General features: G+C 63.9%; 21 protein-coding genes, 1 tRNA gene and 1 pseudogene. 13 read left to right on the top strand and 10 right to left on the bottom strand.

Translation table 11 applies throughout. The annotated features are described in order from the left end of the window. The 4 genes from prmC to paeA form a co-directional block, all read left to right on the top strand. The coding region (gene prmC / locus AC27IQ_RS04370) for a peptide chain release factor N(5)-glutamine methyltransferase (protein WP_487088487.1) at positions 1–679 on the top strand (679 nt) is incomplete at its 5' end. 172 nt (positions 680–851) lie between these two features. After that, positions 852–1,178: a Grx4 family monothiol glutaredoxin gene (gene grxD, locus AC27IQ_RS04375; protein WP_272565499.1), complete on the top strand. Its 327-nt coding sequence runs from the start codon at positions 852–854 to the stop codon at positions 1,176–1,178. Between the two features lie 157 nt (positions 1,179–1,335). Further along, on the top strand, positions 1,336–2,343 hold the full coding sequence (locus AC27IQ_RS04380; protein ID WP_284429251.1) for an AAA family ATPase: 1,008 nt from the start codon (positions 1,336–1,338) through the stop codon (positions 2,341–2,343). Positions 2,344–2,468: 125 nt separating this feature from the next. After that, on the top strand, positions 2,469–3,797 hold the full coding sequence (gene paeA / locus AC27IQ_RS04385; protein WP_272565502.1) for a polyamine export protein PaeA: 1,329 nt from the start codon (positions 2,469–2,471) through the stop codon (positions 3,795–3,797). A 33-nt stretch (positions 3,798–3,830) separates the two neighbouring features. Here paeA and AC27IQ_RS04390 read toward each other — a convergent pair whose 3' ends face one another. Together AC27IQ_RS04390 and AC27IQ_RS04395 are read right to left on the bottom strand one after the other, a co-directional pair. Next, positions 3,831–4,520, bottom strand: coding sequence for a lytic transglycosylase domain-containing protein (locus AC27IQ_RS04390; protein WP_487088490.1), 690 nt, complete (start codon positions 4,518–4,520; stop codon positions 3,831–3,833). Beyond that, positions 4,517–6,258, bottom strand: a pseudogene (locus AC27IQ_RS04395) (proline--tRNA ligase). Before AC27IQ_RS04395 ends, AC27IQ_RS04390 begins: the two are co-directional and overlap by 4 nt. Positions 6,259–6,349: 91 nt before the next feature. Here AC27IQ_RS04395 and AC27IQ_RS04400 point away from each other — a divergent pair. Beyond that, on the top strand, positions 6,350–7,057 hold the full coding sequence (locus AC27IQ_RS04400) for an RNA pyrophosphohydrolase (protein WP_272565507.1): 708 nt from the start codon (positions 6,350–6,352) through the stop codon (positions 7,055–7,057). A 55-nt stretch (positions 7,058–7,112) separates the two neighbouring features. On the opposite strand, the gene proB is transcribed toward AC27IQ_RS04400, so the two are convergent. The 4 genes from proB to rplU all read right to left on the bottom strand — a co-directional run bounded on the left by proB (position 7,113) and on the right by rplU (position 10,111). Next, positions 7,113–8,252 (bottom strand): glutamate 5-kinase, encoded by a 1,140-nt coding sequence (proB, locus tag AC27IQ_RS04405; RefSeq protein ID WP_284429253.1) that lies wholly within the window; start codon positions 8,250–8,252, stop codon positions 7,113–7,115. An 81-nt stretch (positions 8,253–8,333) separates the two neighbouring features. Next, the gene (cgtA, locus tag AC27IQ_RS04410) at positions 8,334–9,404 is read right to left on the bottom strand and encodes an Obg family GTPase CgtA (RefSeq protein ID WP_272565511.1); all 1,071 of its coding nucleotides are present in this window, start codon (positions 9,402–9,404) and stop codon (positions 8,334–8,336) included. A 123-nt stretch (positions 9,405–9,527) separates the two neighbouring features. Further along, positions 9,528–9,785, bottom strand: a complete 258-nt coding sequence (gene rpmA / locus AC27IQ_RS04415; RefSeq protein ID WP_272548923.1) for a 50S ribosomal protein L27 — start codon at positions 9,783–9,785, stop codon at positions 9,528–9,530. Between the two features lie 14 nt (positions 9,786–9,799). Next, positions 9,800–10,111 carry a 50S ribosomal protein L21 gene (rplU, locus tag AC27IQ_RS04420; protein ID WP_092741307.1) on the bottom strand — a complete coding sequence of 104 codons (312 nt, stop codon included), beginning with the start codon at positions 10,109–10,111 and terminating at the stop codon, positions 9,800–9,802. Positions 10,112–10,367: 256 nt separating this feature from the next. Here rplU and AC27IQ_RS04425 point away from each other — a divergent pair, with 256 nt between their 5' ends. From AC27IQ_RS04425 to AC27IQ_RS04460, 8 genes are all read left to right on the top strand, one after another. Next, positions 10,368–11,297, top strand: coding sequence for a polyprenyl synthetase family protein (locus AC27IQ_RS04425; RefSeq protein ID WP_487088515.1), 930 nt, complete (start codon positions 10,368–10,370; stop codon positions 11,295–11,297). Positions 11,298–11,317: 20 nt separating this feature from the next. After that, positions 11,318–11,394: transfer RNA gene (locus AC27IQ_RS04430), tRNA-Pro, on the top strand. Positions 11,395–11,507: 113 nt separating this feature from the next. Further along, positions 11,508–13,238, top strand: coding sequence for a type IV-A pilus assembly ATPase PilB (gene pilB / locus AC27IQ_RS04435; RefSeq protein ID WP_284405479.1), 1,731 nt, complete (start codon positions 11,508–11,510; stop codon positions 13,236–13,238). 20 nt (positions 13,239–13,258) lie between these two features. Next, positions 13,259–14,476, top strand: a complete 1,218-nt coding sequence (locus tag AC27IQ_RS04440) for a type II secretion system F family protein (RefSeq protein ID WP_272565514.1) — start codon at positions 13,259–13,261, stop codon at positions 14,474–14,476. Next, positions 14,476–15,360 carry a prepilin peptidase gene (locus AC27IQ_RS04445; RefSeq protein ID WP_487088495.1) on the top strand — a complete coding sequence of 295 codons (885 nt, stop codon included), beginning with the start codon at positions 14,476–14,478 and terminating at the stop codon, positions 15,358–15,360. Before AC27IQ_RS04440 ends, AC27IQ_RS04445 begins: the two co-directional genes overlap by 1 nt. A 4-nt stretch (positions 15,361–15,364) precedes the next feature. After that, on the top strand, positions 15,365–15,985 hold the full coding sequence (gene coaE / locus AC27IQ_RS04450; protein ID WP_487088497.1) for a dephospho-CoA kinase: 621 nt from the start codon (positions 15,365–15,367) through the stop codon (positions 15,983–15,985). Positions 15,986–16,049: 64 nt separating this feature from the next. After that, positions 16,050–16,805, top strand: coding sequence for a cell division protein ZapD (gene zapD / locus AC27IQ_RS04455; RefSeq protein WP_487088499.1), 756 nt, complete (start codon positions 16,050–16,052; stop codon positions 16,803–16,805). Positions 16,806–16,818: 13 nt separating this feature from the next. Next, positions 16,819–17,067, top strand: a complete 249-nt coding sequence (locus AC27IQ_RS04460; protein ID WP_272565521.1) for a DNA gyrase inhibitor YacG — start codon at positions 16,819–16,821, stop codon at positions 17,065–17,067. Between the two features lie 40 nt (positions 17,068–17,107). On the opposite strand, the gene AC27IQ_RS04465 is transcribed toward AC27IQ_RS04460, so the two are convergent. The 4 genes from AC27IQ_RS04465 to AC27IQ_RS04480 form a co-directional block, all read right to left on the bottom strand. After that, positions 17,108–17,563 carry an NUDIX domain-containing protein gene (locus tag AC27IQ_RS04465; protein WP_487088501.1) on the bottom strand — a complete coding sequence of 152 codons (456 nt, stop codon included), beginning with the start codon at positions 17,561–17,563 and terminating at the stop codon, positions 17,108–17,110. Further along, positions 17,556–18,428 (bottom strand): ATP-binding protein, encoded by an 873-nt coding sequence (locus AC27IQ_RS04470; protein ID WP_284408205.1) that lies wholly within the window; start codon positions 18,426–18,428, stop codon positions 17,556–17,558. The genes AC27IQ_RS04465 and AC27IQ_RS04470 overlap by 8 nt, the downstream gene beginning before the upstream one ends. A gap of 22 nt (positions 18,429–18,450) precedes the next feature. Beyond that, complete coding sequence (argJ, locus tag AC27IQ_RS04475) at positions 18,451–19,680, bottom strand: bifunctional glutamate N-acetyltransferase/amino-acid acetyltransferase ArgJ (protein ID WP_487088503.1); 1,230 nt, start codon at positions 19,678–19,680, stop codon at positions 18,451–18,453. 64 nt (positions 19,681–19,744) lie between these two features. Then, a complete protein-coding gene (locus AC27IQ_RS04480; protein ID WP_487088505.1) occupies positions 19,745–21,082 on the bottom strand; it encodes an ABC transporter ATP-binding protein in 1,338 nt (445 codons plus the stop codon). Between the last annotated feature and the right edge of the window lie 14 nt (positions 21,083–21,096).

Below are 21,096 nucleotides of genomic sequence, written 5' to 3' on the forward strand. Positions count from 1 at the left end.
ACGCCTTCCTGGCGCTGTGCCGGCGCGCGCGGCCGGGGAGCCGGTGGCCTACCTGACGGGCCGCAAGGCGTTCTACGGCCTGGCGCTGCAGGTCGATGCCCGCGTGCTGGACCCGCGACCGGACACCGAAACCCTGGTGGACTGGGCACTGCAGGTGCTCCAGCCCATCGCCGCCCCGCGCGTGGCCGACCTGGGCACCGGCAGCGGCGCCATCGCCCTTGCCTTGCAGCACCAGCGGCCCGACGCGCAGGTGCTGGCGGTCGATGCCAGCGCCCAGGCCTTGCAGGTCGCCCTGGCCAATGCCGAGCGGCTGGGCCTGCCGGTGCGCTTCGCCGAAGGCGACTGGCTCGCGGGCCTGAGCGGCAGCGCGGAATTCGATGCCATCGTCTCCAACCCTCCCTACATCGCAGCGGACGACCCGCACCTGGCGGCGCTCGTCCATGAGCCCCTGAACGCACTGGCCAGCGGCGCGGACGGCCTGGACGACATCCGCACCATTTCGGTGCAGGCGCCGACCCATCTGGTGCCCGGCGGCTGGCTGCTGCTGGAGCACGGTTGGGACCAGGCCGAGGCCGTGCAGGCGCTGCTGCGCCAGGCCGGCTTCACCGAGGTGCAGAGCCGCAGCGATCTGGCCGGGCATGCGCGCTGCACCGGCGGCCGCCGACCGCCCGCGCCGTGATGCGATCCATCCCCCGGTCGCCGGCACTGGAAAGCGCCCGCGGCGCCCCCATGTGGAGCCTGCGCACCACCGCCAGGGCATGCCGCGGATCACCGCGGCGCCCACCGGCCTTCGCCGACAGTGAAATAATCACGCCTTGCCGCCGATCCACGGCCACTTTCAGGAGCAACCCATGAGCGACACCCAGCAACGCATCGACGCCCTCGTCAAATCCAACGACATCCTGCTGTTCATGAAGGGCAGCGCGAGTTTTCCGATGTGCGGCTTCTCGGGCCGCGCGATCCAGCTCCTGAAGGCCTGCGGCGTGGACCCCAAGAGCGTGGCCACGGTGAACGTGCTGGACGACCCGGAGATCCGCCAGGGCATCAAGGAATACAGCAGCTGGCCCACCATCCCGCAGCTCTACGTGAAGGGCGAATTCATCGGCGGCTCGGACATCATGATGGAGATGTACGAGTCGGGCGAACTCAAGCAGGTGCTGGGCACGCAGGGCGAATGACGCCGGCAGCCCCGGCGGCTGCATTGACCGAAGGCCGCCCCCGGGCGGCCTTTTGCATGGGAACAACAGGGGCGGGTTGACGGGGTTTTTCCGCCGTTGAGACCGGGCATGTTGTGTGCTTGAATGGGTGCGTGACTTCCTCACACAGGAGCGCGCCATGACGACACAAAGCCTTGTTCCGCAAACGCCGGCCCTGAGCCTGCCGGTGGCCCAGTTGCGCAACGTGTTCCACCCCTGCGACGTCGAGCGCAAGCTCACGCGGCTGCAGGACGGCGGCAGCCAGCGCGAATACGAGAATCTGCGCGCGGTGTACGAACGCATGCTGGAACGCGGGCCCGAACGCTTCCAGGTCAAGCCTTCCGGCGTGCCGGACATGGCCCATCTCTATGACCAGTTGCCCAACTTCACCGACGTCCTCGACGATGTGAAGCGCCACGTGGCCCTGGCGCAGGACAGCCGCGACGGGCTCGAAGTCACGCCCATGCTGCTGCTGGGCCCGCCCGGTATCGGCAAGACCCACTTCGCGCGGCACCTGGCCGAGCTGCTCGGCACCGGCATGAACCTCGTGCCCATGAGTTCGATGACCGCCGGCTGGCTGCTGTCGGGCTCGTCCTCGCAGTGGAAGGGCGCGCGGCCCGGCAAGGTGTTCGAGGCGCTGGTGGAGGGCGAATACGCCAACCCCGTCATCGTCGTGGACGAGATCGACAAGGCCGCAAGCGACGCGCAGTACGACCCGCTGGGCGCGCTGTATGGCCTGCTGGAGCACGACACGGCGCAGAGCTTCACCGACGAGTTCGCCGAGGTCGCCATCGACGCGAGCCAGGTCATCTGGATCACCACCGCCAACGACGAGCGCGGCATCCCCGACCCCATCCTCAACCGCATGAACGTGTTCGAGGTGCAGGCGCCCACGCCGGAGCAGGCCCGCGCCATCGCGCGCAACCTCTACCAGGGCATCCGCAACGGCCACGACTGGGGCCGCATGCTCGACCCCGAGCCGCAGTCCGACGTGCTGGACGTGCTCGCGCAGATGCCCCCGCGCGAAATGCGCCGCGCCCTGATGACGGGCTTCGGCAACGCGCGCCTGCAGCACCGCAGCGCGGTCGAAGTGGGCGACCTGCCGCGCAGCGCAGGCGGCAAATCGCGCATCGGCTTCCTGCAGTGAAGTAGCCCCCGCCGCCCTCGCCGCTCGCTCGCATCCCCTGCGTGCGGGCGCGCGAAGGCGCGCGGCAGGGCGGCTACACTCGGCACGCTGGCGCACAGCACGATCATGGCGGCGCCTGCCGTCCCATGACCCTGTCCCAAAGTCTCTTCGTTATCGGCCTCCTCATCGTGGCCAGCGCGTTCTTCTCCATCGCGGAAATCTCCCTGGCGGCTTCGCGCCGCCTGCGCCTGCGCCAGATGGCCGACGAAGGCGACACCCGCGCCGACCGCGTCATGCGCATGCAGGAGCAGCCCGGCGACTATTTCACCGTGGTGCAGGTGGGCCAGAACGCCGTCGCCATCCTGGGCGGCATCGTGGGCGAAGGCGCGCTCAGCCCCCATTTCACCGAACTGTTCGCCTACTGGCTGAGCAACGCACGCGCGGAGACCGCGGGCTTCCTGGCGTCGTTCACCATCATCACCTCGCTGTTCATCCTGCTGGCCGACCTGTTCCCCAAGCGGCTGGGCATGGCCAATCCCGAACGCCTGGCCCTGCGCGTGTCGGCGCCGATGAAGCTGCTGATGACCGTGCTGCGGCCCGTGGTCTGGCTCTACAGCCGCAGCGCGGACCTGCTGTTCCGCATGCTGGGGCTGTCGTCGCTGCGGGACGACCGGGTCACCTCCGACGACATCCTGGCCATGATGGAGGCCGGTGCCCGCGCCGGCGTGCTGGCCGCGCGGGAGCAGCAGGTGATCGAGAACGTGTTCGAGCTGGATACGCGCACTGTCGGCAGCGCCATGTCGCAGCGCGACCGCATCGCGTACTTCCTGCGCGACGATCCCGATACCGTGATCCGAGCGCGCATCGCGGAAGAGCCCTTCTCGACCTATCCCGTGTGCGACGGCGACATCGACCACGTGGTCGGCTACGTGGACGCCAAGGACCTCTTCCAGCGCGTGCTGAACAACCAGCCCATCTCGCTGGCCGACGAGGGCCTGGTGCGCAAGGTGCTCATCGTGCCGGACCGGCTGTCCCTGTCCGAAGTGCTGGAGCAGTTTCGCCAGGTGCACGAAGACTTTGCGGTCATCGTGAACGAATACAGCCTGGTGGTGGGTGTCGTCACCCTGAACGACGTGATGAGCACCGTGATGGGCGACCTCGTCATGGGCCCGGCCGACGAGGAGCAGATCGTGCGCCGCGACGAGAACTCCTGGCTCATCGACGGCGTTACCCCGGTCGAAGACGTGCTGCGCGCACTGAACCTGGACGAACTGCCCCACGCCGAAGAGTACGAAACGCTGGCCGGCTTCCTCATGGTGATGCTGCGCCGCGTGCCCCGGCGCACCGACAGCGTGAACTGGGGCGGCTACAAGTTCGAAGTGCTGGACGTGGACAGCTACCGCATCGACCAAATCATGGTGTCGCGGCTGCAGGATGCGAACGGCGTGCCCATCGCCGCGGCCAGCGCCATCTGAGGGCGGCGGCACCCAGGAGGCCCGACCGGGCGGCTATCCACCGGCCGGTGCGAGGCCCTCGGCTGCGGTGGTGATGCGGTCCTGGAACACCCAGTTGCGCTGCGCAGCGAACACCGCGTCGGGGTACTGCGGCCGGCCGCGGCTGCCGTTGTAGCGGCCCAGCGTCATGAACAGATCGCCACGCTCCCGATCGAGGTAATGGCGCAGGATCACGCAACCGAAGCGCAGGTTGGTCTGCATATGAAAAAGCTTGCCCGGATCGCCGTCGCCGATCACCCGCGTCCAGAAAGGCATCACCTGCATGTAGCCCCGCGCGCCCACGCTGGACACGGCGAACTTGCGGAATGCGCTTTCGACCTGCACTAGGCCAAGCACCAGCGACACATCGAGCCCTGCCCGCTTGGACTCGTACCAGACGGTCTGCAGGAAATCCCGGCGTACCTCCCAATCCGGCTTGCGGCGGCGCAGCCGGTCGCTCATGGTGCCCAGCCAGCGCAGGTAGTGCAGCCGCGCTTCCGTCGTGCCGAACTGGGGCTCGGGCGGCGCCTGATTGAGCACTGCGGAACTCAATGCAGTGCGCACGGAGTCGATCAGGGGTTCTTCCAGTTGCCCCCCGGCATGGGCGGCCTGGGGGACCGCCAGCCAGGCGGCCGGCCCGGCGGACAAGGACACCAGACAGGCCCGGCGCGAAACCGCCCCGGCCTCGCCTTTCATCGCGCTCATGGTGTCAACCGGCCCTTGATGTGCGCCAGGATGTCGGCCGTGGCGACCTTGGTCGCGGCGGTATCGCGGCGGTGCTGGTATTCCAGCTGGCCTTCCTTGAGTCCACGGTCGGAGATCACCACGCGGTGCGGCACGCCGATCAGCTCCCAGTCGGCGAACATCGCGCCCGGGCGCTCGCCGCGGTCATCCAGCAGCACGTCCACGCCGGCCGCCAGCAGATCACCGTAGAGCTGTTCGGCCGCGGCCTTGACCTCCGCGCTGCGGTCCATGCCGATCGGGCACACCACCACCGTGAAGGGGGCGATGGCATCGGGCCAGATGATGCCGCGGTCGTCGTGGTTCTGTTCGATGGCGGCGGCCGGCAGGCGGGTGATGCCGATGCCGTAGCAACCCATCTCGAAGAATGCGGGCTTGCCATCCTCACCCAGGAAGGTGGCGTTCATGGCTTTGCTGTACTTGGTCCCGAGGTAGAACACATGGCCGACTTCGATACCGCGCTCGATGGCGAGTTCACCCTGGCCGTCCGGCGAGCGGTCGCCCGCCACGACGTTGCGCAAGTCGGCCACCACCTCGGGCTCCGGCAGATCACGTCCCCAGTTCACGCCCGTCATGTGGAAGTCGATCGCGTTGGCGCCGCAGATCCAGTCGGCCATCACGGCGACTTCGCGGTCCACCACCAGCTTCACCGGCTTTTGCAACTGCAGCGGGCCCAGGTAGCCCGGCTTGCAGCCGAAGTGGTCTTCGATCTCGCCCACGGTGGCGAAACGGAAACCCGCCAGGCCCGGCACCTTGGACACCTTGATCTCGTTCATGTCGTGGTCACCGCGCAGCAGCAGCAGCCAGACCTGCGTCTTGACGATCTCGCCGGCCTCGTTGGTCTCGTCGGTGGCGAGCACCAGAGACTTCACGGTGGTCTGCAACGCCACGCCCAGCAGTTGCGCCACATCCGCGCAGGTGCTCTTGCCCGGCGTGGGCGTCCTGGCCAGGGCCTGGGCTGCCGCTGGCCGCGGGCCTGCGGGGGCCAGCGCCTCGGCCTTTTCCATGTTCGCGGCGTAATCGCTCTGGGGGCAGTAGACGATCGCGTCCTCGCCCGTGGCGGCGATGACCTGGAATTCCTCGCTCAGGTCGCCGCCGATCGCGCCGCTGTCCGCGGCCACGGCCCGGTAGGTCAGGCCGAAGCGATCGAAAATGCGGCGGTAGGCCTGGGCCATCACCTGGTAGCTGGCCTTGGCGGCCTCCTGGTCGCGGTCGAAGGAGTAGGCGTCCTTCATGATGAACTCGCGGCCCCGCATCAGCCCGAAACGCGGGCGACGCTCGTCGCGGAACTTGGTCTGGATCTGGTACAGGTTCTTGGGCAGTTGCTTGTAGCTGCGCAGTTCCTGGCGGGCGATGTCAGTGACCACTTCTTCGCTCGTGGGCTGGATCACGAAATCGCGCCCGTGCCGGTCCTGGATGCGCAGCAGTTCCGGGCCCATCTTGTCGAAGCGGCCGGTTTCCTGCCAGAACTCCGCCGGCTGCACCACGGGCATGGCGACCTCGACGGCGCCGGCCCGGTTCATTTCTTCCCGCACGATGGCCTCCACCTTGCGGATGACGCGCAGTCCCATGGGCATGTAGTTGTAGATGCCCGCCCCAGCTTCTTGATGAGGCCCGCCCGCGTCATGAGCTTGTGGCTGACCACTTCCGCATCGGCCGGGGCTTCCTTGAGGGTGGAGACGAAGAATTGGGACGCTTTCATTGGGGGGATTTCATGCAATTGCGCCCGGTCTGCTTGCTGCGCACAAGGCGCCGTGCATAATGGTCACAGTTTAAAAAATTGGGGTTAGATTATGCTTGACCGGGACGGCTTTCGGCCGAACGTCGGCATCATCCTGCTCAACCAGAAAAACCAGGTGTTCTGGGGCAAGCGGATCCGCACCCACAGCTGGCAGTTCCCGCAGGGCGGCATCGACAGGGGGGAAACTCCCGAACAGGCAATGTACCGCGAACTGCACGAAGAAGTGGGATTGCAGCCGGGCCATGTGCGCGTGGTTGCCCGCACCAGGGACTGGTTGCGCTATGAGGTGCCTGACCGGTACATCCGCCGCGATGCGCGTGGACACTACAAGGGCCAGAAGCAAATCTGGTATTTGCTGCAGTTGCTGGGCCATGACTGGGACCTGAATCTGCGCGCCACCAACCACCCCGAGTTCGACGCCTGGCGTTGGAACGATTACTGGGTGCCGCTCGATGTGGTGGTGGAGTTCAAGCGCGGCGTGTATGAAATGGCGCTGACCGAACTGGCACGCTTTCTGCCGCGCCACGAGCAACGCAATCGCTATCTGCGCAGCGGCATGCGCTCCCGTGAAGGTGAAGGGCTGCCCAGCGGCATGCCCATGCACCGGGCAGGCTCCCTGCTGGTCAGTCCTGGCATGGAAATGCCCCCGGGGGCCAGCTTCGACCCCGACCCCCAAAAGAGCAAAGCCACCTCGCCCCCTTCGGAACAGGGCGCGGGCATTCCACTGTCGCCTTCGCAGTTCCTGCCTAAATTGGTTTGACGCGCCGCTGCCTTTGCCGCAAGGAAAAGGCAGCCCGCAAGCCCATGCCTTTGAGTCAGGCGTTTGCCAGCACCATGTTGTCGCGGTGCACCATTTCCGGCTCGGCGACATAACCCAAGAGCCGTTCGAATTCCGCCGACGGCTTGCGGCACAGCAGACGGGCCTCCGCACTGGCGTAGTTGGCAAGCCCCCGGGCCACTTCCACACCGGCTTCGTCACGCACGGCGATGACGTCACCACGAGAAAAATCCCCCTCCACGGCGGTCATACCAATCGGCAGAAGGCTTTTTCCCTCGGTTCGCAGCTTGACCGCCGCCCCCATGTCCACGGTCACGGCGCCACGGAGCTGCAAATGGTCCGCCATCCACTGCTTACGTGCCTGCTTTTTCTGCGTTTGCGCGACCAGCAGCGTTCCGATGGCTTCGCCCCGGGTCAGGCGCACGAGCACATCGGTCTCACGGCCCCAAGCGATCACAGTGGAGGCACCTGAGCCCGCGGCCCGCTTGGCGGCAATGATCTTCGTGATCATGCCGCCCCGGCCGATGCTGGAGCCCACGCCCCCCGCCATCGCCTCCAGGGCGAGATCGCCCGCCTGGGCTTCGTGCACGAACTGTGCGTCCGGATTGCGCCTTGGATCTGCCGTGTAAAGCCCTTTTTGATCCGTCAGGATGATCAAGGCATCAGCCTCCACCAGATTGGCCACCAACGCACCGAGCGTATCGTTGTCGCCGAACTTGATCTCATCCGTAACCACGGTATCGTTCTCGTTGATCACAGGCACCACCCCCAGGCGCAGCAGGGTGAGCAGCGTGGACCGGGCATTCAAATATCGCTCCCGATCCGCCAGATCGGCATGCGTGAGAAGCACTTGCGCGCTGCCCAGCCCTTGTTCCCTCAGCTTGGTCTCGTACATTTGCGCCAGGCCCATCTGGCCCACTGCTGCAGCCGCCTGGAGTTCATGGATCTCATGCGGACGCGTCGCCCAACCCAGGCGCTTCATGCCCTCCGCAATCGCGCCGCTGGACACCATGACCACCTCGCGCCGCCCACCCGATTCACCGCGCGCCAGCGCCGCCAGTTGGCGACTCCATTCACCGATGGCAGCCTCATCCAGGCCACGGCCCTCGTTGGTCACGAGACTCGACCCTACTTTGACGACAATGCGGCGCGCGTCGCGCAATATGCTGGAAACCATATGGACAGTATTGGCGTCAGCGCTGGATGGACAAGCGATGAACGCTATTGAATAAGTAGCAGGAGTAGCGAAGCAGAAGGATCACTCGGGTCGATCGCCCACGAAACGTGGATCCACCTCTTCCGGCGTCTGTTCGGCCTTTTGCTGAACCTGCACATGCCGGTAAATGGCATGGATCAATGGCTCGCAACCCTCGCGCGTCAAAGCCGAAATCTCGAAAACGGGGCCCTTCCACTTGAACCGTTTTACGAAATCCCGAACGCGCGCTTCACGCTCTTCCTTGGGAACCATGTCCAGCTTGTTGAGCACCAGCCAGCGCGGCTTGTCATAGAGACCCGCGTCGTACTTCTTGAGCTCGCCCACGATGGCCTTGGCTTGCGCGACAGGATCGACAGCGTCATCGAAAGGCGCCAGATCGATCACGTGCAACAGCAAACGCGTGCGCTGGAGGTGGCGCAAGAACTGGTGTCCGAGCCCCGCCCCTTCGGAAGCGCCTTCGATCAACCCAGGAATGTCGGCGACGACGAAGCTCTGCTCCGGCCCCACCCGAACCACGCCCAGATTGGGGTGCAACGTTGTGAAGGGGTAGTCGGCGATCTTGGGCCGCGCATTGGAAATGGCAGCGATCAAGGTGGATTTGCCGGCGTTGGGCATGCCCAGCAGGCCGACATCGGCAAGCACCTTCAACTCCAGCTTGAGATTTTTCTTCTCGCCAGGCCATCCTGGTGTTTTCTGGCGCGGCGCACGGTTGATGGCGCTTTTGAACCGCATGTTGCCAAAACCGCCATCGCCGCCCTTGGCGATGGTGATCACCTCGCCCGGCACCAACAGTTCATACAGCACTTCACCCGTTTCAGCATCAGTGATGATGGTGCCCACCGGCATTTTCAATGTGATGTCATCACCAGCGGCGCCGAACATGTCCGACCCCATGCCGTGCTCACCACGCTTGGCCTCGTGGCGGCGGGAATAGCGGAAGTCCACGAGCGTATTCAAGTTCGGGTCGGCCACGGCAAAGACATGCCCGCCCCGGCCGCCGTCGCCCCCATTGGGACCGCCGAACTCCTTGTACTTTTCGTGCCGGAACGACACACAACCATTGCCGCCGTCGCCGGCAGCAATGTCGATAAAGGCTTCGTCGACGAACTTCATGGGGATCCAGTTTACAAAACAGGGTTCGGAAAGCGACGCCGTGCCGATTCATCCGGCAGCCAACACGTCCAAAACGACAAAGCCCCGACAGGTCGGGGCTTCGAAAGCATCAAGTGGCAGGCGTCAGGCCGGCGTCACATTGACGGTGTGCTTGGACAGGGCGCCCTTGGTGCCGAAGGACACGTGGCCATCGACCAGTGCGAACAGCGTGTGGTCCTTGCCCACACCGACGTTCGTGCCGGGGTGGAAACGCGTACCGCGTTGGCGAACGATGATCGAGCCCGCGCTGATCAATTCGCCGCCGAAAGCCTTCACACCGAGCATCTTGGGCTTGGAATCGCGCCCGTTTCGCGTAGAGCCGCCGCCTTTTTTCTGTGCCATGACATCAGCTCCTTTTAACCGGCGATCGCACCGATTTGCAGTTCGGTGAACTGCTGGCGATGGCCTTGGCGTTTCTGATAGTGCTTGCGACGGCGCATCTTGAAGATGTGCACTTTGTCGTGCTTGCCGTGCGCCACGACGGTTGCCGTGACGGTTGCGCCGGACACCAGGGGCGTGCCAACCTTGATTTCAGCGCCGTTTCCGACGGCCAGAACCTGGTCGATCACAATTTCCTGGCCTACGTCCGCAGCAATCTGTTCTACTTTAATTTTTTCGCCGGAAGCAACGCGATACTGCTTGCCGCCGGTTTTTATGACCGCGTACATGTGAACCTCTTTGAATGGAGTTCTGCGGACGAATTTCCGCAGAGCCGGCGAATATAGCACGAGGCAAATTTTTTAGCCAGCCAACCGCATCCGACCAGGCGGCAACCGGAAAAGTCGTCTTTTGCGGCGGGCACGCCAGGAGCGCCCGAGTCGATACGAAGCGATTCCTATAATCCATTTTTCGTCGCTGCACACGCTCATCTTGTCCACCACCACCTCCAGCACCTCAGCAACCCTCGCCTTGATCGCCGACGACATGCACGAGGTGGACAAAGTCATTGCCGCCCGGCTGAATTCGTCAGTCTCTCTTGTGGGAGACATTGCCCGATACATCATTTCCGCAGGTGGCAAGCGCCTGCGTCCAGCCTTGCTTTTGCTGATGTGCGGCGCGCTCGGCTACAAGGGGCTTCAGCGCTTCAATCTTGCAGCGGTGGTGGAGTTCATCCATACCGCGACCTTGCTGCACGATGATGTGGTGGATGAGTCCACCCTGCGGCGAGGGCGCCCGACAGCCAACGAGAACTTCGGCAATCCGGCAAGCGTGCTGGTCGGTGATTTTCTGCACTCGCGCGCTTTCCAGATGATGGTTGATGCAGATGACATGCGCGTGATGCAGATTCTTTCAGAGGCCACCAATGTCATTGCCGAAGGGGAAGTGCAGCAGCTCATGAACACCCATGACGCATCGCTGGACGAGCAAGGCTATCTGGAGGTCATCCGGTCGAAGACGGCCAAACTCTTCGAAGCAAGCGCCCGGCTGGCAGCCATTCTTGCTCGCAGCTCTCCTGATCTGGAGAAAGCTTGCGCAGATTACGGTCAGGCGCTCGGAACCGCATTCCAGGTCATTGACGATGTGCTCGACTACGACGGCGACTCTTCGGAGATGGGTAAAAACCTGGGAGATGATCTTCGAGAAGGCAAAGTCACTCTGCCTTTGATCATTGCCATGCAGCGCGGCACCCAGGAGCAGCGGCGCCTGATAGAAAACGCCGTACAGACCGGCGCCGTGGAAGAACTTCCAGCCATCGTGCAAATTGTGAAAAGCACAGGGGCCCTGGAGGCAACCCGACTTGCCGCTGCAGCCCAAGCACAGCAGGCAATCGATGCTGCGAGGCAATTGCCCTCCAATCGCTACACGGAAGGTTTGCTAGAATTGGCCTCGCAATTGCTGGAGCGGCGTCTGTAATTGCCTTGAAAACAACACATCGGGGTGTAGCTTAGCCTGGTAGAGCGCTACGTTCGGGACGTAGAGGCCGGAGGTTCGAATCCTCTCACCCCGACCACGTTGTTACACCTTCGTGGTTTCGCCGCACTCTATCCCGTTCATCCCATGGCCCGAACATCCGCACGATGTTAGGATGGTTTCCTTTCCATCCACATTGATTCTGCTGGTTACATGGCCGTTGATACCGCACCCAAAGAAGGCGCCGCAATTGCCCTGCCAGGTCTAGGCCGGGCATTGATGTCAGCCGGCAAGCTGAGTCAAAAATCAGCCGAAGATATCTTTCGCAAGTCACAAGTCGGCAAAACAAGCTTCATTGCCGAGTTGACCGGGTCGGGGGCTGTTTCCTCTGCTGATCTGGCGCACACGGTTTCTGCCGTATTCGGTGCGCCCTTGCTGGATCTGGAAGCCATCGATCCCCTTCGGATTCCCAAAGATCTCCTGGATCCGAAGATCTGCCTCGCCTATCGTGTCGTGGCACTGAGCAAGCGCAACAACCGGCTGATCGTGGCCACCGCAGACCCTACCGACCAGGAGGCAGCGGAAAAGATCAAATTCACGACCCAGATGGGGGTGGACTGGATCATTGCGGAATACGACAAGCTCATCAAGCTGATCGAGGCCAATACCAAGTCGGTCAGCGAGTCGATGGAAAGCCTGTCGGGCGGGGGAGATTTCGAGTTCGACGATGTCAAGGTCGAAGAAGCTCCCGAAAACTCCGACAGCGCCAACGACGTTGAAGACGCGCCGATCGTCAAGTTCCTTCACAAAATGCTTTTGGACGCGTTCAACATGCGCGCTTCCGATTTGCATTTCGAACCTTACGAGCACCAGTACCGGGTGCGTTTTCGCATCGATGGCGAATTGCGCGAAATTGCTTCGCCCCCCATTGCCATCAAGGACAAGCTGGCGTCCCGAATCAAGGTCATTTCCAGACTGGACATTTCGGAAAAGCGTGTCCCACAAGATGGCCGCATGAAGCTCAAAGTAGGCCCGGACCGGGTCATCGACTTTCGGGTGAGCACGCTGCCTACGCTCTTTGGCGAAAAGATCGTGATCCGGATTTTGGATCCCAGCAGCGCCAAGCTGGGCATCGATGCGCTGGGTTATGAGCCGGAAGAAAAGGAACGGCTGATGCATGCCATCGGCCGGCCTTACGGCATGATTTTGGTGACCGGGCCAACGGGTTCAGGGAAAACCGTCTCCTTGTATACCTGCCTGAACTTGCTGAACAAGGCAGGCGTCAACATCGCGACCGCGGAGGACCCCTCGGAAATCAATTTGCCTGGTGTCAATCAGGTGAACGTCAATGAAAAAGCGGGGCTGACGTTCGCCACCGCACTCAAGTCGTTTCTGCGCCAGGATCCCGACATCATCATGGTCGGCGAAATTCGCGATCTTGAAACGGCGGATATTTCCATCAAGGCGGCACAGACGGGCCACTTGGTGCTGTCCACCCTCCACACCAACGATGCTCCGACCACGCTCACCCGGATGCGCAATATGGGAATTGCGCCATTCAACATTGCGTCCAGCGTCATTCTGATAACAGCCCAGCGCCTGGCTCGCCGTTTGTGCCCGGTCTGCAAAGCACCCGCCGATATTCCACATGAAACCCTGCTCGAGGCAGGCTATAAAGAGGATGAAATCGATGGCACCTGGGTGACCTATCGTCCGGTCGGTTGTTCCGCTTGCAACAATGGCTACAAGGGGCGGCTGGGCATTTACCAGGTCATGCCGATTTCCGAAGAAATTCAACGCATTATTTTGCGCGATGGAAGCGCCTTGGAAATCGCCAAGCAGGCCAAGGCCGAGGGGGTTCGCTCCTTGCGCGAAGCAGGCCTTCATAAAGCCAAGATGGGGCTGACCTCTCTCGAAGAGGTGCTGGCTGTCACCAACGAATAGCGCCAATCGCGAGGATCATTATGGCAACCGCCGCATCGAGGGATATCAAGGACTTCGTCTTTGAATGGGAGGGCAAGGATCGCAGTGGAAAGATTGTCCGCGGGGAAGTGCGCGCCGTAGGTGAAAACCAGGTCCAGGCGACCTTGCGCAGACAGGGTGTGCTGCCTACCAAGATCAAGAAGCGGCGCATGCGTTCGGGCAAGAAGATCAAGCCCAAAGACATCGCATTGTTCACGCGCCAGATGGCCACCATGATGAAGGCTGGCGTGCCACTCTTGCAATCCTTCGATATTGTGGGCCGGGGCAATACCAATGCCAGCGTCACGAAATTGCTCAACGACATTCGAAGTGACGTGGAAACCGGGACGTCGCTGAATGCGGCATTCCGCAAGTACCCGATGTACTTCGACAGCCTTTATTGCAACCTCGTCGAAGCCGGCGAGGCCGCGGGTATCTTGGAGGCGCTGCTGGACCGTCTTGCCATGTACATGGAAAAGACCGAGGCCATCAAATCGAAGATCAAATCGGCATTGATGTACCCCATTTCGGTGGTGATCGTTGCATTCGTCGTGGTCACGGTGATCATGATCTTTGTGATCCCCGCATTCAAGGAAGTATTCACATCCTTTGGCGCTGAACTGCCGGCACCTACGCTCCTCGTGATGGCCATGAGCGAGGTCTTCGTCAAATGGTGGTGGCTGATTTTTGGCGTATTGGGGGGCGGATTTTATTTCTTCATGCAGGCCTGGCGCCGCAGCGAAAAAGTACAGATGTTCATGGACCGTCTGTTGCTGCGGCTTCCGGTGTTCGGGTCCTTGATCGATAAATCATGTGTTGCTCGCTGGACCCGGACGCTGTCCACCATGTTCGCCGCAGGGGTTCCCCTGGTTGAAGCCTTGGATTCGGTGGGCGGCGCCTCCGGCAATTCCGTGTATGCCCTCGCGACGGAAAGAATCCAGCAGGAAGTCTCGACCGGGACGAGCTTGACGGCTGCCATGGGCAACGCCAACGTGTTCCCGTCCATGGTGATCCAGATGTGCGCCATTGGCGAAGAATCCGGCTCCATCGACCACATGCTGGGCAAAGCCGCCGACTTCTACGAGGCCGAAGTGGATGAAATGGTCGCGGGGCTGTCCAGCCTGATGGAGCCCATCATCATCGTGTTCCTGGGCACCATCATTGGGGGCATCGTGGTTTCGATGTATCTGCCGATCTTCAAACTGGGTCAAGTCGTCTGATGGAACTGGGACCTTGGGGAGACGCTTCGGTACTCGGCATTTTGGGTCTGCTGATCGGTAGCTTCCTGAATGTCGTGATCCATCGCTTGCCGAAGATGATGGAGCGGCAGTGGGCCGCAGAATGCGCTGACTTTGCCGCCATGGCGAACAAGGATGCGGCGTCCACGCAGGCCGAAGTGGCGCCGGTGGAACCCTTCAATCTCTGGACGCCGGCGTCGCGGTGCCCTGCCTGCGGGCATGCGGTGCAATGGTATGAAAACATCCCGGTCCTGAGCTATCTGTGGCTTCGCGGACGGTGCTCCGCCTGCAAAGTGCGGATCAGTCCCCGATATCCTTTGGTCGAACTGGCCACGGGCGGCCTTTTCTTCTTTTGCGGCTGGCATTGGGGCACGACGCTCACCGCAGTGGCCTGGTGCGGATTTGCCGCCGCGCTGATCGCTCTGGCGTTCATCGACTGGGACACCACGCTGCTGCCCGACGACATCACGCTGCCCTTGCTCTGGGCGGGCCTCATCGTCTCTGCGCTGCAGTGGACCAGCATTCCGCTGTTCAGCGCGGTCATGGGGGCCGTGGGAGGCTACCTGTCCCTGTGGACGGTGTATTGGGCCTTCAAGCTTGCGACAGGCAAGGAAGGCATGGGCCATGGCGACTTCAAGCTCTTTGCAGCGCTCGGGGCCTGGTTCGGCTGGCCGGCGCTGGTGCCGATCATTCTCATTGCGTCCGTCATCGGAGCGTTCATTGGCATCGGCATGAAATTCGCCAGCCAGTTGCGCGAAGGCGGATACGTTCCTTTCGGTCCGTTCCTGGTCGGCTCGGGACTCGCAGCCATGGTGTTCGGGCCGGAAACGATCCTGCAAGGGCTACTGCGCAGCCTGGGGCTTTGAGCCCATGGCGACCGAATCGCGGCCCGCTCTGCGCCTGGGTTTGACCGGCGGCATCGGCAGCGGGAAAAGCACGGTGGGCCAAATGCTGGCGGAACACGGCGCTGCACTCATCGACGCCGATCGGCTTTCGCGCCAAGTGACTGCCCCAGGGGGGGCGGCTATCGAACCCATCCGCGACGCGTTCGGCGACGCCTTGATCGATGCGCACGGCGCGATGGACCGCGACCGCATGCGGGAACGTGTGTTCACAGACCCGGCGGCGCGTCAGCGCCTGGAGCGCATCGTCCACCCGCTGGTGGCCCTGGCAACGCAGGAAGCCGCTTCGCGCGCCGTGCAAAGCGGTGCGGCCCTGATCGTCTTCGACATCCCGCTGCTGGTCGAGTCTGTCCGCTGGGCGCAGCAGCTGGACCAGGTTCTCGTGGTGGACTGCACCCCAGAAACCCAGATCCTCCGGGTGCAGCAGCGCAGCGCCCTGACGCGCGAGACGATCGAAGGCATCATGGCGTCCCAAGCCCCCCGGGCGATCCGGCGGGCGGCAGCGGACATGGTGGTCTACAACGACGGAATCTCGCTGCAAGGGTTGCGAGCTGACGTCCTTCAGATCGCCCAGCGGTTCGGGCTATGATGCCCGGCATATCGGACGCGCGAAGCTGGCAGCGCCAGCCGTGTGCCCCCAGGAACCCTGCAGCGTGATCCTTTACGAATATCCCTTCAACGAACGACTGAGAACCTACCTGCGGCTGGAGCAGCTGTTTCGCCGCCTGGGTGAGTTGATTCCGCGCCAGCATCCTCAGGATCACCACTACGCACTGGTGACGGTCTTCGAAATCATGGATGTCGCGGCGCGCGCCGATCTCAAGTCGGATGTGCTCAAGGATCTGGAAAAGCAGAAGCACCAGCTGGATGGCTACCGGGGCAACCCTTCGATTTCCGAAGCGGTTCTGGACGGCATCATCGCGCAGCTCGATCGGTGCTTTGCCGGGTTGAATGCGCAGACGGGCAAGGCAGGCCAGGCCCTGGCAGAAAACGACTGGCTGATGAGCATCCGCAGCCGGGTGGGCATTCCCGGGGGAACCTGCGGCTTCGATCTGCCGGCCTACTACGCTTGGCAGCACCATGCGCCCCAGCAGCGCCAGCAGGATCTGGAAGCCTGGGCGACCACCCTCGCCCCCCTGGCGGAGTCGTTGTACGTCCTCCTGAAGCTGCTGCGTGATTCGGGCGTGCCCCAGAAGGTGGCCGCGGACCATGGTCAGTTCCAGCAGACCCTGCCCCAGGGCCGCACCTTCCAACTGCTGCGCCTTCGCATCGACCCTTCCCTGGACCTGATCCCGGAGATCAGCGGCAACCGCCTGATCGTCTCCGTGCGGCTGATGCGCCAGCATGACGACGGCAAGCTGCATGCCGCCAACGAAGATGCCGCGTTCGAACTCACCTTGTGCGCCTGAGCGCCCGTTGACCATGAGCCGTTCTCAGCCGCGTTCGCCGGCCCCCTCCAACGCCAAGTACGTGACGTGCCCCGCCTGCCGTGGCGAGAGCCTCTACGGCCCCAGCAATCCGTTCCGACCGTTTTGCAGCGAACGCTGCAAGCAGATCGACCTGGGGGCCTGGGCGAGCGAAGAATTCCGCGTGCCTACCGAACCGCCGACCCAAGACCCCGACTTGGGCGACGGGCTTCCGCACATTCCGCCGGGCGCCTGGGAAAAATAGCCTCCAGGGCATATTTTTCTAGGGCGTTTAGCTATTATTTTTATAGCTGATTGATCGTGGAAGGGTCAAAGGTTGCTCCCCGCTCCTGGGCCAGCCACTCCAGTACGGGATAAGCGCCCGGCAGTACGGGCGAGACCTGCAGGGGCCACTGCTGCCAGGCCATGGTCTGGCCCTCGCGCATTTCGAAGTCGCCCTGCCATTCCCAGACCTTGCACCAGTGCAAGCGAACCAGCGCGTGGGGATAGTCGTGCTCCGTCACCTTCCAGACGGATGCCGCACCGATGGTGACGCCCAGCTCCTCGATCAACTCGCGCCGCAAGGCCTCTTCCACTGTCTCCCCGGCCTCCAGCTTGCCGCCAGGGAACTCCCAGTACCCGGCGTAAGGCTTGCCCGCGGGCCGGGTGGACAGCAGCATGGCGCCATCCGCACGCAGCAGGATGCCGACCGCCACGTCGGTGTGCGTTCTGGCGTCGACAGTAGCCACGGGATCAGCCATGCTGGCGCCCCGCATAGTCCCGCGCGAACTGGTAGGCGACCCGGCCGCTGCGCGATCCGCGCTCCAGTGCCCAGACCAGCGCCTGGGGGCGAGCTGCGGCAATCTCCGCATCCGCGACGCCCAGGAAGGAAAGCCACTGCGCCACGATGGCCAGGTATTCGTCCTGGCTGAAAGGGTAGAAGCTGACCCACAGGCCGAATCGTTCGGACAGCGAGATCTTTTCTTCTACCACCTCGCCCGGGTGCACCTCGCCATCTTCCGTATGGGTATAGGACAGGTTTTCCTTGTGGTACTCGGGCAGCAGGTGGCGGCGGTTGCTGGTGGCATACACCAGCACGTTGGGCGTGGAAGCCGCCACCGATCCGTCGAGGATCGACTTCAGCGCCTTGTACCCCGGCTCGCCCTCTTCAAAGCTCAGGTCATCGCAGTAGACGATGAATTTCTCGGGCCGATCCGCCACGATCTCCACGATGTCGGGCAGGTCCGTCAGATCGGCCTTGTCCACCTCGATCAGGCGCAGCCCCTGAGGCGCATAGGTATTGAGGCACGCCTTGATGAGGGAGGACTTGCCCGTCCCGCGGGCGCCCGTCAGCAGCACGTTGTTGGCCGGCCGGCCTTCCACGAACTGCTGGGTGTTGCGCTGGATCTTTTCTTTCTGGGCGTCGATTTCCTTCAGATCGTCCAGACGCATGCCCCCCACGTGGCGCACGGGCTCCAGCGCACCGTGGCCGCCGCTGCGCTTGCGATAGCGCCACGCGATGGCACGGGACCAATCCGGTGCGGTCAGGGCCTGGGGCAGTACCGATTCGATGCGGGAGATTAATTGCTCCGCACGGAGCATCAGGTGTTCGAAGGTGGCGGTCATAAGCGCTGCTGGAGGCCCGGATTCAGGAACGGTAGTCGGCGTTGATCGTCACGTACTCGTGGCTGAAATCGCAGGTCCACACCGTTTCCGAGGCATCGCCACGGCCCAGGCCCACGCGCACGGTGATCTCGCTTTGCTTCATCACGCGCTGGCCGTCTTCCTCGCGGTAGCTGGGGTTGCGCCCGCCCTTCGTCACCACATGCACATCGTCCAGGTGCAGCTCGATGAGGGTCTGGTCGAGATCGGCGATGCCGGCATAGCCCACCGCCGCCAGGATGCGGCCCAGGTTGGGGTCGCTGGCGAAGAAGGCCGTCTTGACGAGCGGCGAATGCGCGATGGCGTACGCCACCAGCTGGCATTCTTCCGCCGTCTTGCCGCCCTCGACGCGGACGGTGATGAACTTCGTGGCGCCTTCGCCATCGCGCACGATGGCCTGTGCCAGCGTCTGCGCGACGTCCAGCATCACGGCCTTGAGCGCCTGGCCCTCGGCGCTGTCCAGCGACACGATGGGCGAATGCGCGGCCTGCTGGGTGGCGATGGCCACGAACGAATCGTTGGTGGAGGTGTCGCCGTCGATCGTCACCCGGTTGAACGAACGGTCGGCCAGTTCGCGCAGCAGCGGCTGCAGCAGCGCGGGTTCGATGCGCGCATCCGTGGCCAGAAAGCCCAGCATGGTGGCCATGTTGGGACGGATCATGCCCGCGCCCTTGCTGATGCCCGTCACCGTCACGGTGGCGCCGCCGATCTGCACCTGCCGGCTGAAGGCCTTGGGCAGCGTATCGGTGGTCATGATGCCTTCGGCCGCCTGCGCCCAATGGCCGGGCTGCGCGTCCGCGATGGCAGCGGGCAGGCCGGCTTCGATGCGGTCGACGGGCAGCGGCTCCATGATCACCCCCGTGGAAAACGGCAGCACCTGCGAAGGCGACAGGCCCAGCAAGCCGGCCGCAGCCTGGCAGGTGGACCGTGCGCGCGCCAGCCCCTCGGCACCCGTGCCCGCATTGGCATTGCCGGTATTGACCACGATGGCGCGGATGGCCTGGCCGCCCGCCAGGTGCTCGCGGCACACCTGCACGGGGGCCGCGCAGAAGCGGTTCTGCGTGAACACGCCGGCCACGGCCGCGCCTTCGTCGATCAGCAGCACCGTGAGGTCGCGGCGATTGGCCTTGCGCACCCCAGCCATGGCCACGCCCAGGCGCACGCCGGGCACGGGATGCAGGTCAGCGGGATTCGGCGCAATCAGGTTCACGGGCATGGCAGTGGGTCTCGGCGGGTAAGGGGGAAAGAAGAAGGAAGGTCAACGGCGAAAGCTGCCGATTCTAGGGCGTGGCTTTTGGCGCGGCCTGGCTGGCATCGCCATCGGGCAGATGGATCAGTCCGGTGTGGAAATCGTATTCGAACACTTCGCCATAGCGGCCCCATTCGATGACCGTGCGCAGCACCTGTTCGGCCTGGGCCTCGTCCAGGCTTTCGTGCAGCAGGCGCAGGAACGGCTTTTCCGGCAGCTCGCCCGCAGGGTCTTGCTCCAGGCTGTGGCGCATGTGGGCCGCCAGCGGAACATGCGCGAGCAGTTGCTGGCCGAACAGGGTCTGCCGCACGGTGTTGGGCGCCTGCACGTAGCGCTGGCCCAGCGCGGTCAGGTGCAGGTCTCCGTCGGCCAGCTGCGCAAACCCCAGCAGGGCCAGCGCCTGGGCCAGAACCAGCAGTTCGTCATCGGCCAGTTCCGCGTCTTCGGCCATGCGCGGCAGGTCGGCCCGGCCGTCGAAGGGCGCCTCGGACAGCCGCTCGAGCAGCCCCTCCATCCGCCCGACATCGGCGGGCGGCAACTGGTCGGCCAGGGGCCTGCGGGACGGTTCGGCAGCCGGGCGGCCTGCGCCCGGCTGGCGTGCGGTCATGAGCCCGTAGACCTCGTCGATGAGGGCCCGCACCTCGGGGCTGTCGGGGTGGCGCGGGCGAGGCAGCTGGATCGCCAGCTCGGCCCGAACGCGGCCCGGGTTGCTGGCGAAAATCAGCACCCGGTCGGCCATGAGCACGGCCTCCTCGATGTTGTGCGACACGATGAGCATGGCGCGCGTGGGCATGCTGCCGCTGCCCCACAGCTCCAGAATGTCGTCGCGCAGCCGTTCGCCCGTCAGTACATCGAGGGCCGAAAAGGCCTCGTCCATCAGCAGCACTTCGGGCTCCACCACCAGGGCGCGCGCAATGCCCACGCGCTGGCGCATGCCGCCCGACAGCTCGCGCGGCAACGCGCCCTCGAACCCGGACAGCCCGATCAGCTCGATGGCGGCGGCGGCCCGCCGTGATCGTTCGGCGGGGGCCACCCCCCGGGCTTCCAGGCCCAGCTCCACGTTCTGCTGCACCGTGAGCCACGGGAAGAGTGCGAACGACTGGAACACCATGGCGATGCCGCGCGCCGGGCCGTACAGCGGCTGGCCCCGGTAGCGAACATCGCCGGCATCCACCGGAACCAGGCCCGCCAGGATGCGCAGCAGCGTGGACTTGCCCGACCCCGACTGCCCGAGCAGCGCGACGATCTCGCCCTCCTGCAGCACGAGATCGACCCCCTCCAGCACCGAACGCGCGGTGCCGTCGCTGGAGCGAAAAGACTTGCCCACCTGGGCCAGCTCGGCGATGGGGGACATGGGAGAGGTTTCCATGGGTTCGGTTCCAG

The sequence above is a fragment of the Acidovorax sp. KPB24-07 genome (assembly GCF_057543315.1).

What these genes read in the sequence shown, in the direction of transcription:
- grxD (WP_272565499.1), top strand. Translation starts at nt 852, where the DNA reads ATGAGCGACACCCAGCAACGCATCGACGCCCTCGTCAAATCCAACGAC.
- AC27IQ_RS04380 (WP_284429251.1), top strand. Translation starts at nt 1,336, where the DNA reads ATGACGACACAAAGCCTTGTTCCGCAAACGCCGGCCCTGAGCCTGCCG.
- paeA (WP_272565502.1), top strand. Translation starts at nt 2,469, where the DNA reads ATGACCCTGTCCCAAAGTCTCTTCGTTATCGGCCTCCTCATCGTGGCC.
- AC27IQ_RS04390 (WP_487088490.1), bottom strand. Translation starts at nt 4,520, where the DNA reads ATGAGCGCGATGAAAGGCGAGGCCGGGGCGGTTTCGCGCCGGGCCTGT.
- AC27IQ_RS04400 (WP_272565507.1), top strand. Translation starts at nt 6,350, where the DNA reads ATGCTTGACCGGGACGGCTTTCGGCCGAACGTCGGCATCATCCTGCTC.
- proB (WP_284429253.1), bottom strand. Translation starts at nt 8,252, where the DNA reads ATGGTTTCCAGCATATTGCGCGACGCGCGCCGCATTGTCGTCAAAGTA.
- cgtA (WP_272565511.1), bottom strand. Translation starts at nt 9,404, where the DNA reads ATGAAGTTCGTCGACGAAGCCTTTATCGACATTGCTGCCGGCGACGGC.
- rpmA (WP_272548923.1), bottom strand. Translation starts at nt 9,785, where the DNA reads ATGGCACAGAAAAAAGGCGGCGGCTCTACGCGAAACGGGCGCGATTCC.
- rplU (WP_092741307.1), bottom strand. Translation starts at nt 10,111, where the DNA reads ATGTACGCGGTCATAAAAACCGGCGGCAAGCAGTATCGCGTTGCTTCC.
- AC27IQ_RS04425 (WP_487088515.1), top strand. Translation starts at nt 10,368, where the DNA reads ATGCACGAGGTGGACAAAGTCATTGCCGCCCGGCTGAATTCGTCAGTC.
- pilB (WP_284405479.1), top strand. Translation starts at nt 11,508, where the DNA reads ATGGCCGTTGATACCGCACCCAAAGAAGGCGCCGCAATTGCCCTGCCA.
- AC27IQ_RS04440 (WP_272565514.1), top strand. Translation starts at nt 13,259, where the DNA reads ATGGCAACCGCCGCATCGAGGGATATCAAGGACTTCGTCTTTGAATGG.
- AC27IQ_RS04445 (WP_487088495.1), top strand. Translation starts at nt 14,476, where the DNA reads ATGGAACTGGGACCTTGGGGAGACGCTTCGGTACTCGGCATTTTGGGT.
- coaE (WP_487088497.1), top strand. Translation starts at nt 15,365, where the DNA reads ATGGCGACCGAATCGCGGCCCGCTCTGCGCCTGGGTTTGACCGGCGGC.
- AC27IQ_RS04460 (WP_272565521.1), top strand. Translation starts at nt 16,819, where the DNA reads ATGAGCCGTTCTCAGCCGCGTTCGCCGGCCCCCTCCAACGCCAAGTAC.
- AC27IQ_RS04465 (WP_487088501.1), bottom strand. Translation starts at nt 17,563, where the DNA reads ATGGCTGATCCCGTGGCTACTGTCGACGCCAGAACGCACACCGACGTG.
- AC27IQ_RS04470 (WP_284408205.1), bottom strand. Translation starts at nt 18,428, where the DNA reads ATGACCGCCACCTTCGAACACCTGATGCTCCGTGCGGAGCAATTAATC.
- argJ (WP_487088503.1), bottom strand. Translation starts at nt 19,680, where the DNA reads ATGCCCGTGAACCTGATTGCGCCGAATCCCGCTGACCTGCATCCCGTG.
- AC27IQ_RS04480 (WP_487088505.1), bottom strand. Translation starts at nt 21,082, where the DNA reads ATGGAAACCTCTCCCATGTCCCCCATCGCCGAGCTGGCCCAGGTGGGC.